The following is a 15,577-nucleotide window of genomic DNA, read 5'->3' as shown; positions in this document are numbered from 1 at the left end:
TTTAAATAAATAACCAATCATCTAAACACATACAATATTACACTCGATTCTTATTTATTTAACCTCCAAAAAAATCAAATTTTTCAATAATGAAAAAAACTAATCTCTTAATTTTATTAATAACACTTGGGGCTATATTCAACATTACATCTCAAAATTTTGATGAAAAAGCTCTAGAAGAAAGAACACGTCCGTATGGTGATGCAGATGATCCTACAATTACTTGGAAAATACGTTGGGATAGATCTGATCTTTTTAAGAATGATAACTTTTCTGATGCTGAGTATAAATACAATACTAGAATTTGGGCTAAAGAACCTGAAAACGTGCAAAGCTGGGTTTGGAGAAACAAACAAAACATTGAGCAAAAAAATGGTTCATTATTTATTACTGCTCGCTACAATGAAAATGGTTTCCCAGAAAATATGGTTCCTGATGGTTGTGTAAACGGAAATCCATCATCAAATATGGTTCCTGTACGATTTTCATCTGGAATGTTAAGAAGTACTTCTCCTGGATTTGTGTACGGATACTACGAAGCTGCTATTAAAGGAAGTGACGGTTTCCCTGGTGTTTCTCCTGCATTTTGGTTATATAATCAAATTAGATCTAATACTACTGTTGGTAAAGTTCGTTATCAGGAAATTGATATTGTTGAACTTACTCAGGAAGGCACAAATGAGGCTAATCGTAAAATAATGGATCATAACTTACATGCAATTACTACAGCTTCATCTCGTCAACGTTTTGATAACTCAGTAAATCCGCCAGTTGGTGCTTTTGTACCATCAGTAGAAAACGGCGGTTTAACAGTTGGTCCAATTAACAGTACTGCTGGTAGAAGATGGTGGAGACCGAAGCAAAACACAGCTGCTGAAAGAAATGAAACGCATGAATTTGAACCTAGAGATATTAATATTTTTGGATGTAGAGTTACCAGCCAAGAAATTATTTGGTATGTGAATGGTAAAGAAATAGGAAGAAAACCTAATGTTTTATGGCAAAAAGAATCTGATTTAACGAATCCAATGCGTATTACTTTGTCTTTAGGAATACGTGCTCCTTATAATCAGTTTTGTAGTAATCGATTTGTAATGCCAAATCCGACTGTATTATCTAGAGCAAGAAATTTCTTTCCACAATCTATGCAAGTACTTTATGTAAAAGTATTTGAGCCAATGAATGCATCTACACAAAATATTCCTGTTACAGGTGTAACTTTAAAAAAGTCTGAAGTTCCTGTAAGAGTTGGTGGAAATACAATTTTAACTCCAGTTATTACTCCTACAAAAGCGAGTAATAAAAAATTCACTTTTTATAGTGTTTCTGGGATGGATGTAGCTAGAGTAGATTCTAAAACTGGAATTGTAACAGCTTTAAAAGAAGGGACTGCTACTTTTAGAGTGATTACAGAAGAAGATAACTTTTTTGATGATATAACGATTACTATTGGTAGTAATCCTGGTCAAACTAAAAGAGCTGTAATTCCTATTCCTCCAGGATCTGCTGGATTAGCTCCTGACGGAGATACAGATAATGGAGATACTACAAATCCTCCAAACACTGGAAACTGTAACCAAATTCCTACTTGGAAAAAATCTAATTCCTATAAAAAAGGAGATAAAGTAAAATTAAATAACGTTATCTACGAACTTCAAAATAATAGTGTTGGAAAATGTAAACCTGGCGGAAATGCTACTTGTTCTAGAAATCAATGGAAAGAAATTGGACAATGTACTGCCTCTAGAACGAGCACTATAGAAATGAAAAATGAAATAAAAGTTTTTCCTAACCCATCTGTACATGTTGTAAATATTACTTCTGAACTAGGTGCAAAAATCAATATAATAGACACTACAGGAAAAGTGATTTTATCGAAAGTAGCTAAAGGGGAAATTACTTCGTTTAACACAAATGATTTCTCTAAAGGTTTATACTTAATACGTGTTCAGAAAGAAAATAAAACCGTTACAAAAAAACTGATTATTAAATAATTTAATCTAGGTTATTTATTATTAAAGTCTGATCATAAAAGTGGTCAGACTTTTTTAATTATAGTTGATTTACCACGTCCTGTAATGAAGTTTCTGGAGTTAACTCCATTTTTTTTCGTAGTCTATACCTTGCTTTTTTTACGCCTTCATATGTAATATTTAAAATTCCTCCAATCTCTTTGTTTGATAAATTCATTTTAATTAATGCTAGTAATCTTAATTCTCCTGATGTTACTTTAGGATATTTTTCTTTTATTTTTATTTGAAAATTAGGGTGTACTTTTTCAAAATAATTTTTAAAATTATTCCACTGTTCTTTATCGTGTACCAATTCATTCCTTATAATTTGCAATAAAGTTTTATAATTAAACTCATTAACTTTACTATCTGTTTTTACAGTATCTTCTATATGTTTTTTTATTTTTTCAAGAACTATATTCTTTTTTGTAATTTGTAAAGTATGAGTTACTAATTCTCGTTTTTTAAAGGCTATTTCTGCACTTAACTTTTCTTTTTCTAATATTGAATTTTTTACTAATAACTTCGATTTCATCATTTTTTGTTTATTACTATAAAAACCTAAAATTAGAAAGACAAAAAATAAGACAACACAAATCACTAAAATATTGATTCTCAAGTCTCTTATTTCCTTTTCTTTTTTAAAAAATTCGATTTCAACCTCTTGTTCGTTAATTTGTTTTTCCTTTTTTTCTATTTCATAAATTACTTGTAATTCACTAACTCTCTTCAGTTCTTCTAATTTATAAATAGAATCGTTTAAAGTATTTACTTTTTCAGCATATTTTAAAGCCGTATTTATTTTACCTTCTTTCTTTAAAATATTCATGTAAACTTTATAAGACTTTTTTTGCAGCCTTATATCTTCTACTCTTTCAGACAATTGCATTGCTTCTTTGACATGTTTCTTAGCTAAATACAATTTTTGAACTGCTAAGTAACTTTTCCCTATCATATAGTGAGCTGAAATTTGATCCAAAAAATCACCATTTTTCACAAAGTTTTTTAATGCTTTATTTAGAAACTGAATCGATGTATCATATTCTTTCAAATGATAATAAACTTCTCCCATTCTTAATTGTGCAATCGCTACATTTTTTTTATTCAATATTGAAAGTCTGATATTTAGAGCTTTTTCATAATAATATAATGCTTTATCGAATTCTTTAAGCCCTATATAACATTTTCCTAAGTTTAAATAAACAACTGTAACTTGTTTTCTATTTTTTGCTTTTTTTACTCCACTTAAAGACTTACTAATGTACTCTAGTGCTTTGTTGTATTTTTTTTGTTTAAGATACATAGTACCTATATAGTGATATATTCGACCTATTCCTTTTTCATCTTTTCTTTTTTCATATATTTCATTAGCTTTTAAGTAAAAGGAAATTGCTTTCTGATAATATCCCATTAAGTTGTACGAAGCGCCTATATTTTCTAAAGCTTTTGCTACTGAAATAGAATCATTATGTAGCTCAAAAATTGATTTTGCCTCTTGAAAATTAAATATTGACTTTAAATAATTACTTTGATATTTATTAATTACTCCTATTTGAAACAAAGCAGATGCTTGTCCCCACAAATACTTCTCCTTTCTATTAATAGTCAAAGCTTTATTAAAATAAACTAAAGCTGAGTCGTATTCTTTTTGGTAATAATATACTATACCTAAACAATTATTGGCTCCAGCTAAGCCACGTCTATTATTACTCTTTTCAGCGATATCTATAGCCTTTGTAATATAGCTTTTACTGAGATCATAATTAGATCCCACATATTCAAAACCTATTTCATTATAGGCTACAATTAATGTAGAATCTGAAGTTTTTTTGTTTTCTATTAGATTTTTTAAACTATCAATTTTTCTTAAGTTTTGGGCTGAAAACGCATAAATATTAAACAGCCAAAAACCTGTAGCAATTACTAAATGTGGGATTTTCACTTACAATGATTTTTTTTATAACCACGAAAATAGAATTACACATTTGTTTTCTTATTAAAACTTTGTTAGAACGAATAATTTTAACTAATCTAATTATGATGTTAATCATTTATATACAAATAGCCTGATTTGGTTAATACCTCTAAATTACCATTGTTAGGAAAATCATATTTAATTATATAAAAATAAGTTCCTGTTGGTAATTTTTCATTTCTCGCTATTGTTAGTCTTCCATCAGAAACTCCTCTAAATACATTATTTACATTATCGTAATTTTCTGTTTCGAAAACTAACACTCCCCATCGATTAAAAATTTTCACCGTATTATTTGCATAACACTCTATTCCTTCTAACAAAAAAATATCATTAGATCCATCATTATTAAATGACACACCATTATATACTTTTATTGGACAAAAAACATTTAATTCTTGCGTAAAAGTACTAGTATTACCACAAACATCAGTTGCAGTCCAAATACGCTCAATAAGATATCTGTTTGAACAAGTTCCATCTATTCTATTTTCACTAAAAGTTATATTCACTGTATCATCACAAGTATCTGTAGCCTTTACAGTTACTATCTCTGGAATTGAATCACAGGAAACTAGTAAATTCGGGGGAATAGTTGTATTAAATACTGGTGGAGTATTATCTTCAATAATGATTTCTTGAGTACAAGTAACTGTATCTCCTCTTTCATCTGTTGCTGTAAAAGTTCGTATAAAAGTTCCAGTATTACTACTACACCCATTTATCAAATTACTATCTGTAAATGTAAATGTAACTTCTCCACAACTTTCAATAACAGTTGGTAAACCTGTATTAGTAGTTTCCAATGAAGCTCCACATTCTAAGGTTATTGAAGGCGGACAAGTAATTGCTAAATTCACTACTGGAGCAGCAACTATATTTAGAGAAGTTGTAGAGATACAAGTAATATCTGTAATATCTCTGACTGTTACTTGATAAGTATCTGGAAGTAAATTAGAAAAAATAGGAGAACTTTGAAAAGTTGTTCCATTAATACTATACTCGAAATTATTTCCTACAGGATTACTTATTGTGATTTCTCCTGTATTAATAGTACAACTTAGCTCAATAGTTACTGTTGCATTTATTACTGGCGGACTTGGCACTGAATTAATTACCACTGGAACTGAACTTGTTGCTGAACATGTACTATCAACTATACTTCGAACTGTCAAATCATAAGTATTAGGTGATAAATTAGCAAACACTTCGCTCGATTGAAAAGTAATTCCATCAATACTATATTCTACATTGGGTTGACTAACAAAAGTGATCGTTCCTGTTGGTGTAGAACAAGTAGGCTGTAAAACACTCGCTAAAACTGGAACAGTTGGCGGAATCGGTACTGAATTAATTACAACTGGTACTGAACTCGTTGTTGAACATGTGGTATCAACTGTACTTCGAACTGTTAAATCATAAGTATTGGGCGAAAGATTAGCAAAAACTTCACTCGATTGAAAAGTTACTCCATCAATACTGTATTCTACATTGGGTTGACTAACAAAAGTGATCGTTCCTGTTGGTGTAGAACAAGTAGGCTGTAAAACACTCGCTAAAACTGGAACAGTTGGCGGAATCGGTACTGAATTAATTACAACTGGTACTGAACTCGTTGTTGAACATGTGGTATCAACTGTACTTCGAACTGTTAAATCATAAGTATTGGGCGAAAGATTAGCAAAAACTTCACTCGATTGAAAAGTTACTCCATCAATACTGTATTCTACATTGGGTTGACTAACAAAAGTGATTGTTCCTGTTGGTATAGAACAAGTCGGTTGTAAAACACTCGCTAAAACTGGAATTGTTGGTGGAATTGGTACTGAATTAATTACAACTGGTACTGAACTCGTTGTTGAACATGTGGTATCAACTGTACTTCGAACTGTTAAATCATAAGCATTGGGCGAAAGATTAGCAAAAACTTCACTCGATTGAAAAGTTACTCCATCAATACTGTATTCTACATTGGGTTGAGAAACAAAAGCGATTGTTCCTGTTGGTATAGAACAAGTAGGTTGTAGAACACTTGCTAAAACTGGAATTGTTGGTGGAATTGGTACTGAATTAATTACAACTGGAACTGAACTTGTTGTAACACAATTTCTTTCTATTGAACTTCGAACTGTTAAATTATAAGTGTTGGGTGGTAAATTTGAAAAAACTTCATTTGTTCTAAAAGTAATTCCATCAATACTATACTCTACATTGGGTTGAGAAACAAAAGCGATTGTTCCTGTTGGTATAGAACAAGTAGGTTGTAGAACACTTGCTAAAACTGGTGTTGGTGGTGAACTTGGTACAGCATCTATAGTTACAGGGAATAAACCTACTGTAGAACAACGTGATCCTGTCGTATTTCTTACCGTAAGCGTATAAGTATTTGGTGATAAACTAGTAAATACTTCACTAGCTTGAAAGTTCACCCCATCAATACTATATTCTACATTTGGTTGGGTTACAAATGTGATTGTACCACTAGGAACTAAACAAGTTGGCTGGGTTAAAATTGCACTCGGAGTTCTAGGAACTGGTAACATTGGATCAATAACAATAGTAGTCGCCGCAGAAATGCAACCACTGGCATTTGTTTCTGTTAACTCATAAGTTCCTGGTGATAACGTTGTAAAAACAGTTCCAGTTTGCGCAGCTACTACAGGAGTTATTCCTGTTAATGTATATGTTGAAGTCGCTACTGGACTAGTGATATTAACACTTCCGGTTGCTACTGTACAGGTTGGATCGGTATGTGTTGCAACTGGCGCAGCAGGTGTTGTTAATGCAGGATCAATAATAATCGTAGTCGCCACAGAAATACATCCGTCTGCATTTGTTTCTGTCAACTCATAAGTTCCTGGTACTAAGGTTATAAAACTAGTTCCAGTCTGCGCGGCTACTACAGGAGTTATTCCTGTTAATATATATGTTGAAGTCGCTACTGGACTAGTAACTGTAATACTTCCTGTTGCAACTACACACGTTGGATCGGTATGTGTTGCAGCTGGCGCAGCAGGTGTTGTTAATGCAGGATCTATAACAATCGTAGTCGCCACAGAAATACAACCGTCTGCATTTGTTTCTGTTAATTCATAAGTTCCTGGTGATAACGTTGTAAAACTAGTTCCAGTTTGTGCAGCAACTACAGGAGTTATTCCTGTTAAAGTATATGTTGAAGTTGCTACTGGACTACTTACGTTAATACTTCCTGTTGCTACTAAACAGGTTGGATCTACATGTGTTGCAGCTGGTGCAGCTGGTGTTGTTAATGCAGAATCAATAACAATAGTAATCGCCACAGAAATACAACCGTCTGCATTTGTTTCTGTTAATTCATAAGTTCCTGGTGATAACGTTGTAAAACTAGTCCCAGTTTGTGCAGCTACTACAGGAGTTATTCCTGTTAAGGTATATGTTGAAGTTGCTACTGGACTGGTGACATTAATACTTCCTGTTGCAACTGCACACGTTGGATCTGTATGTGTTGCAGCTGGCGCTGCTGGTGTTGTTAATGCAGGATCTATAACAATAGTAGTTGCAGCAGAAACACAACCACTGGCATTTGTTTCTGTTAACTCATAAGTTCCTGGTGCTAAGGTTGTAAAACTAATTCCAGTTTGTGCAGCTACCACTGGAGTTATTCCTGTTAATGTATATGTTGAAGTCGCTATTGGACTAGTCACGGTAATACTTCCTGTTCCAACTGCACACGTTGGATCAGTATGTGTTACGACTGGCGCTGTTGGTGTTGTTAATGCAGGATCAATAATAATCGTAGTCGCCACAGAAATACAACCATCCGCATTTGTTTCTGTTAATTCATAAGTTCCTGGTGATAACGTTGTAAAAACAGTTCCTGTTTGAGCTGCTACTACAGGAGTTATTCCTGTTAAGGTATATGTTGAAGTTACTACTGGACTAGTGACATTAATACTTCCGGTTGCTACTAAACAACTTGGATCGGTATGTGTTGCAGCTGGCGCGGCTGGTGTTGTTAATACAGAATCAATAACAATAGTAGTCGCTCCAGAAATACAACCGTCTACATTTGTTTCTATTAATTCATAAGTTCCTGGTGCTAAGGCTGTAAAACTAATTCCAGTTTGTGCAGCTACTACAGGTGTTATTCCTGTTAAAGTATATGTTGAAGTTGCTATTGGACTAGTGACATTAATACTTCCTGTTACAACTACACACGTTGGATCGGTATGTGTTGCAGCTGGCGCGGCTGGTGTTGTTAATGCTGGATCAATAATAATCGTGGTTGGAGCAGAAATACAACCATCTGCATTTGTTTCTGTTAATTCATAAGTTCCTGGTGTTAAGGTTGTAAAACTAGTTCCTGTTTGTGCAGCTACTACAGGAGTTATTCCTGTTAAAGTATATGTTGAAGTTGCTACTGGACTACTTACGTTAATACTTCCTGTTGCTACTAAACAGGTTGGATCTACATGTGTTGCAGCTGGCGCAGTAGGTGTTGTTAATGCAGGATCTATAACAATCGTAGTCGCCACAGAAATACAACCGTCTGCATTTGTTTCTGTTAATTCATAAGTTCCTGGTGATAACGTTGTAAAACTAGTTCCAGTTTGTGCAGCAACTACAGGAGTTATTCCTGTTAATGTATATGTTGAAGTCGCTACAGGAGTCGTAACATTGATACTTCCTGTTGCAACTACACACGTTGGATCTGTATGTGTTGCAACTGGTGCTGCTGGTGTTGTTAATGCTGGATCAATAACAATAGTAGTCGCCACAGAAATACAACCGTCTGCATTGGTTTCTGTTAACTCATAAGTTCCTGGTGATAACGTTGTAAAACTAGTTCCAGTTTGTGCAGCAACTACAGGAGTTATTCCTGTTAATGTATATGTTGAAGTTACTATTGGACTAGTGACATTAATACTTCCTGTTGCTACTAAACAGGTTGGATCGGTATGTGTTGCAACTGGCGCTGCTGGTGTTGTTAATGCAGGATCTATAACAATAGTAGTCGCCACAGAAATACAACCATCTTCATTTGTTTCTGTCAACTCATAAGTTCCTGATGCTAATGTTGTAAAACTAGTTCCAGTTTGCGCAGCTACTACAGGAGTTATTCCTGTTAAGGTATATGTTGAAGTTACTACTGGACTGGTGACATTAATACTTCCGGTTGCTACTAAACAGGTTGGATCAGTATGTGTTGCAGCTGGCGCTGCTGGTGTTGTTAATGCAGGATCTATAACAATAGTAGTTGCAGCAGAAACACAACCACTGGCATTTGTTTCTGTTAACTCATAAGTTCCTGGTGCTAAGGCTGTAAAACTAATTCCAGTTTGAGCAGCTATTACAGGAGTTATTCCTGTTAAGGTATATGTTGAAGTTGCTACTGGACTGGTGACATTAATGCTTCCGGTTGCAACTGCACACGTTGGATCTACATGTGTTGCTACTGGCGCAGCTGGTGTTATTAATGCAGGATCAATAACAATCGTAGTCGCCACAGAAATACAACCGTCTTCATTTGTTTCTGTTAACTCATAAGTTCCTGGTGATAACGTTGTAAAAATAGTTCCAGTTTGTGCTGCTACCACTGGAGTTATTCCTGTTAAGGTATATGTTGAAGTTGCTACTGGACTAGTCACGGTAATACTTCCTGTTGCAACTGCACACGTTGGATCAGTATGTGTTACGACTGGCGCTGTTGGTGTTGTTAATGCTGGATCAATAACAATCGTAGTCGCCACAGAAATACAACCATCCGCATTTGTTTCTGTTAATTCATAAGTTCCTGGTGATAACGTTGTAAAAATAGTTCCAGTTTGTGCTGCTACCACTGGAGTTATTCCTGTTAAGGTATATGTTGAAGTTGCTACTGGACTAGTCACGGTAATACTTCCTGTTGCAACTGCACACGTTGGATCAGTATGTGTTACGACTGGCGCTGTTGGTGTTGTTAATGCTGGATCAATAATAATCGTAGTCGCCACAGAAATACAACCATCCGCATTTGTTTCTGTTAATTCATAAGTTCCTGGTGATAACGTTGTAAAAACAGTTCCTGTTTGAGCTGCTACTACAGGAGTTATTCCTGTTAAGGTATATGTTGAAGTTACTACTGGACTAGTGACATTAATACTTCCGGTTGCTACTAAACAACTTGGATCGGTATGTGTTGCAGCTGGCGCGGCTGGTGTTGTTAATACAGAATCAATAACAATAGTAGTCGCTCCAGAAATACAACCGTCTACATTTGTTTCTGTTAATTCATAAGTTCCTGGTGCTAATGTTGTAAAAATAGTTCCAGTTTGTGCAGCTACTACAGGAGTTATTCCTGTTAAAGTATATGTTGAAGTTGCTATTGGACTAGTGACATTAATACTTCCTGTTACAACTACACACGTTGGATCGGTATGTGTTGCAGCTGGAGCAGCAGGTGTTGTTAATGCAGGATCAATAATAATCGTAGTCGCCACAGAAATACATCCGTCTGCATTTGTTTCTGTCAACTCATAAGTTCCTGGTGCTAAGGCTGTAAAGCTAGTTCCAGTTTGTGCTGCTACTACAGGAGTTATTCCTGTTAAAGTATATGTTGAAGTTGCTACTGGACTGGTAACATTGATACTTCCGGTTGCTACTAAACAGGTTGGATCTACATGTGTTGCAGCTGGTGCAGCTGGTGTTGTTAATGCAGGATCAATAACAATTGTAGTCGCCACAGAAATACAACCATCTGCATTTGTTTCTGTTAATTCATAAGTTCCTGGTGATAACGTTGTAAAACTAATTCCAGTTTGTGCAGCTACCACTGGAGTTATTCCTGTTAATGTATATGTTGAAGTCGCTATTGGACTAGTGACATTAATACTTCCGGTTGATACTGTACAACTTGGATCTACATGTGTAGCTACAGGTACTGCAGGAGTAGTAGGTAATAAATCTACAACAATAACTGCACTAGAACTAGAAGTACACCCTGAACCATCTGTATCGGTTACTGTAAAAGTGTAACTTCCTGGATTTGCTGTCACCAATCCTGTTGAAGAAATATTAACGACACTTGGTGAAAATGTGTAAGTATCTCCTAAACTAAATCCTATAATTTGAAAACTACCTGTAGGTGTTGTACATGTAGGCTGAGTTACTGCTCCTACAGTAGGAACTATACCTGAGCAATCTACTATTTCAACTTCATAATCTTCCACTTCTCCATCATTTGCTGGTCCAAAAGCTCTATCATCTGTTCCTCCAGAAGTAGTATCGGTTAATGTATCTGAGGTAATACGAAGTCGCATATACGTTGTTCCTAAAGTAATATCTGTAGGATAAGACCAAGTTAATGAAGCTGAAGTTCCACCTGAAGAAACTATAGCACTAGTAAATTCTTCATTATCATCAAATGTTCCATTTTGGTCAAAATCTATCCAGGCATAAATAGTAGCATCAACTCCTGTTGTATTCACATATGGAACTGTTATAGTGTGTACCGTACCATTTATATCAACATTTGGCGCAGGAGATAATGCATCATCATCATTTATTCCGTCAGAATCATCACCAATAGCAGCACTATTAAATCCATCGGTCTCTGAATCTACATTTGCTCCTAATAAAAGACTTGAGGTGTTGTTAGTTTCATCATAATTTAGAATAAGATGACGTGCACCATTATTTACTAAAAGAGTACTGTAAGAAGAAGGTGCATCTCCGTAGTCAATAGATATTTTGTTGTTTTTACAAGAGCAACCATCATTTACACTAGCTGGGACACTAGTTGAAAATACTTGAGTATTGGGACTAATGTCTTTTAAATTTACTCTGTAAACAATTCCTGTATTGTTTTGAATTCCGTAAAAAAGCCCATCACCATCCATAAACATGGCTCCGAAAGATGAGTTAGAACCAGAAGCAGGATAACTTAACGCAGCTACACCTTGAACATTTCCATTGGTTGAATCTATTCTAAACATTGATCTACCGCTTGTAACTGCATAAATATCTCCAGTGTTTGGCTCAACTACCAGATCCGATATAGCAAGACTTCTACTCATGGTAATCGTATTCGTGATAGTTAAATATGTTGGAGAAGTAACATCAATATCAATTTCAAAAATAGTATTACCAAAATTAGTATGTAAATACAAATTATTATTGAAAGTATCTCCTGCTAAAAAGGATGTCGTTGGTGCAATTCCTGGAATAGGTCCAACCAAACGATTTGTAAACTCATACCCAGAACCTGTATTATTTACCTCTGTAATTACAAGCACGTTACGCAGACCATTGGTAAATCCTATAGAATAAATTAAACCATCATTTTCGTTGAATCCCCCCGCATTAACAAGTATAGGGTTAATTACAGTTCCTGTTTCACTAGCTCCTGTAAATAAATTAATACTCGTCCAAGCTCCATTTGTACTTTGAAAAGCTTTTGAAAAACATAAAGAAGAACTAGAAAACCTATTTACCGAAAAACATTGTACATATTGTAAAATTTGTCCACCTCTTATTGTATTGTAACTATAAAAAGCTTCATCCATTTTCCCTCGATAACCACCGAAATTTGTAGAAAAATCTGATGCTATATGTGAAGCTCCTGCAATACCTCCAAATCCACTATCGTTTAAATGTGCTGGCATTGTTGTTGTTGAAACCGTTCCTCCCCCACTTATTTCTCCATCTAAGTAAGTATAAGATCTTCCATTTTGAAATGTAAAAGCAATATGATGCCATTCATTATCAGTTGGGTATACAAAATTAGCTATCTGAACAGAAGCTAATCCGTTTCTTATTCTTACGACAATATTACCCGTGGTAACTTCTCTATAGATTATAAAACCTACATTTCCTCCTCCTTCTTCATATAAAACTTCATTTGTAGTTGGTGTATTTGAATCTGGTTTTATCCAAAAACCAACAGATAAATTTGCGAAAGCAGCCGCGTAAGTCTCTGTTACTGCTGTATTTTGAAAAGACATCTCTGAAGTACCATCAAAAACAATAGAATTTCCTCCAGCGATATTGTCTGAATCAAATGTAATAGAAGTAGTAGTGTCTGGATTATTGGTTCCATTCTCATCATTCGTAGTATTATCAAATGAGTAAATAGCTTCGGTATTACCAACTCCAATAAAATCTGTTAAACAATCACTTATATTACCTCCACTATCAATTCGAACAGCATAATCTTCAACTTCACCATTACTAGCAAAACCTAAAGCTCTATCGTCTGTATTTCCAGAAGTTGAATCTGTTAATACATCTGAAGTAATACGAAATCGCATGTAAGTATTTCCTGAAGTAATATCAGCAGGAAAAGTCCAGTTTAAAATTGCTGAAGTAGCACCAGAACTTGCCGTAACACTTGTAAACTCCTCATTATCGTCAAATGTTCCATTTCTATCAAAATCTATCCAAGCATAAATCGTAGCATCACTTCCAGTGTTATTTACATAAGGAATAGTTATGGTATGCGTTGTTCCGTTTATATCAATATCTTGAATGGTAGTTAAGGCATCTTCATCAACAGTTTCATCATTATTATCCCCACTAGCTAAACCAACAAAACCATTGGTTTCTCTATCTATCGTAGCTCCTAAATTTAGGTTAGATGTATAATTTACTGCATCATAATTTGTAATCAAATGTCTTGGTCCACCTTTACCTGAATTTACCAATATTGTTCCGTAGGAATCAGGAGCATCTCCGAAATCAAAATTGAAGATATTGTTTTTACAAAAAATACCATCATTAGCTCCCATGGTAATCGTATTAGAAAATTCTACAGTATTTGGAAAAGCTTCACTCAAATCTAATCTATAAATTATACCTGTTGTGTTGTTAATAGCATATATTAAACCTTCGCCATCCATAAACATTCCTGCCAATGGCGGCGCGGCACCAAATGCTCTTCTAAGACTGGTTACATTACCTGTATTTAAATTAATTGTATATGCATTACCGTCTTCCGCTACGGCATACAATATTCCATCAGAGATTACAAAATCTCTAGTAGTTGTTATATTATTACTTAAAGGAATTGTATTTGTTACTGTTAAATAGGTTGGAGAAGTATTATCTATATCAATTTCATATATGAAGGGCGAAGTAGTTTTAACATATAGTTTATTATCATACACATCACCTGCTGCATAATCAACACCAGGAGGAAGACCAACTACTGGACCCGCTTTGTGATTTGTAAATTCATAAGTTTTAGGCGCTGTTTCTTCTATCTCGGTGATTGTTATTTGGTCAAAAGTCAAAGAATATATCAAACCATCGTTCTCATTGAAACCCGCTGCAAAAGTATTCGTAAATACTGTGTTTGTAACTGTTTGTTGTATGGTTTCACCAGATGCTAAATCTATGCTATAATATTCACCATTATTTGTTTGAAAAGCTACGTCTGGACATAGAATTGGATTTGAATCACCAATAGCACTTCCTTTTAAACATTGTATGTATTGCAAAATTTGTCCACCTCTAATGGTATTATAACTATAAAAAGCTTCATCCATTTTACCTTCATACCCACTAAAAGCAGTGACTACATCAATAGCCGCATGTAAACCTCCATATATTCCTCCAAATCCACTGGCATTAGTATGTGCAGGCATTAAAGTAGTTGAAACAGTAACATCACCTCCTATTTCTCCATCTAAATAAGTAACACCTCTACCATTGTTAAATGTAAAAGCTATATGATGCCAATCATTATCCGCAGGATATGGAAAATTAGCAATTTGAACTGAGTTTGCTCCATTTCTTATTCTTGTAACAATATTTCCAGTTGTAACCTCTCTGTAAATTACAAAACCAACACCAGCACCTCCTTCTTCATATAAAATTTCATTTGTCGTAGGTATAGCTGTATCTGGTTTTATCCAAAAACCAACAGATAAGTTTCTAAATGCTCTACCAAAAGTATCTGCGGTTGAACTTGGTTGAAATCCCATTTCTGTAGTTCCATCGAAAACTAAAGAACTTCCACCTGCGATATTATCTGTATCAAAAATAATTGATGAGGTTATATCAGGATTATTTGTTCCATCTTCATCATCTGTAATATTATCAAATGAAAATACAGCTTCTGTATTTACTGTTTCAATTGTATTTTCTATACATGTGCTGATAGGTAAAACACTTTTAAAACTTTCTAAAAAATTAAAGTTATAATCTACACTTAACAAAGACTCTACACTTGGTTGACTATTTTTATTTTTTAAAAAAATATTAGCATCAACTTTAGATTTGGAAGTTAATAGATTGTCATTTTCTGTAACTGTAGAAAAAGAAACAGATACTAAACATATAGTTAAAAGAAATACTTTTGAAATAAGAGAAATAGTTTTGTTTATCATTTTAGTATCCATTCATAAATAAAGCCAGGGACTTTTATATCTCTACTACTTCAATAACCTCAATTTTTTCACCAAAAGAGGTGAAAAAATCAAGAATTATTTTTGGAATATAGTGTGTGTAAATAAAACCCCCGTTTTATTGTTTCACAAAACAAAACTAATATCAGAGACTCTAAAAAATAGAATAAAACAGGTAGACAAAAAGAGAACAAACAAGGATAAAAAGACACTTAAGAACAAGATAA

3 protein-coding genes are annotated in these 15,577 nt (G+C 34.2%); 1 reads left to right on the top strand and 2 read right to left on the bottom strand.

Annotation, left to right across the window (positions count from 1 at the left end; all coding sequences use genetic code 11):
- The first annotated feature begins 89 nt into the window (after nt 1-89).
- Complete coding sequence (locus Q1A46_RS08325) at nt 90-1,994, top strand: T9SS type A sorting domain-containing protein (protein ID WP_299676570.1); 1,905 nt, start codon at nt 90-92, stop codon at nt 1,992-1,994.
- 58 nt (nt 1,995-2,052) lie between these two features.
- Here the strand turns inward: Q1A46_RS08325 and Q1A46_RS08320 are convergent, their stop codons facing one another.
- Nucleotides 2,053-3,954, bottom strand: a complete 1,902-nt coding sequence (locus Q1A46_RS08320) for a tetratricopeptide repeat protein (protein ID WP_299676568.1) — start codon at nt 3,952-3,954, stop codon at nt 2,053-2,055.
- 101 nt (nt 3,955-4,055) lie between these two features.
- Nucleotides 4,056-15,332 carry a GEVED domain-containing protein gene (locus Q1A46_RS08315; protein WP_299676565.1) on the bottom strand — a complete coding sequence of 3,759 codons (11,277 nt, stop codon included), beginning with the start codon at nt 15,330-15,332 and terminating at the stop codon, nt 4,056-4,058.
- Nucleotides 15,333-15,577 lie beyond the last annotated feature (245 nt).

The sequence above is a fragment of the uncultured Tenacibaculum sp. genome (genome assembly GCF_947502995.1).
GTDB lineage: Bacteria > Bacteroidota > Bacteroidia > Flavobacteriales > Flavobacteriaceae > Polaribacter.
This window is presented reverse-complemented; position numbering and strand designations above follow the sequence as displayed.

What these genes read in the sequence shown, in the direction of transcription:
- Q1A46_RS08325 (WP_299676570.1), top strand. Translation starts at nt 90, where the DNA reads ATGAAAAAAACTAATCTCTTAATTTTATTAATAACACTTGGGGCTATA.
- Q1A46_RS08315 (WP_299676565.1), bottom strand. Translation starts at nt 15,332, where the DNA reads ATGATAAACAAAACTATTTCTCTTATTTCAAAAGTATTTCTTTTAACT.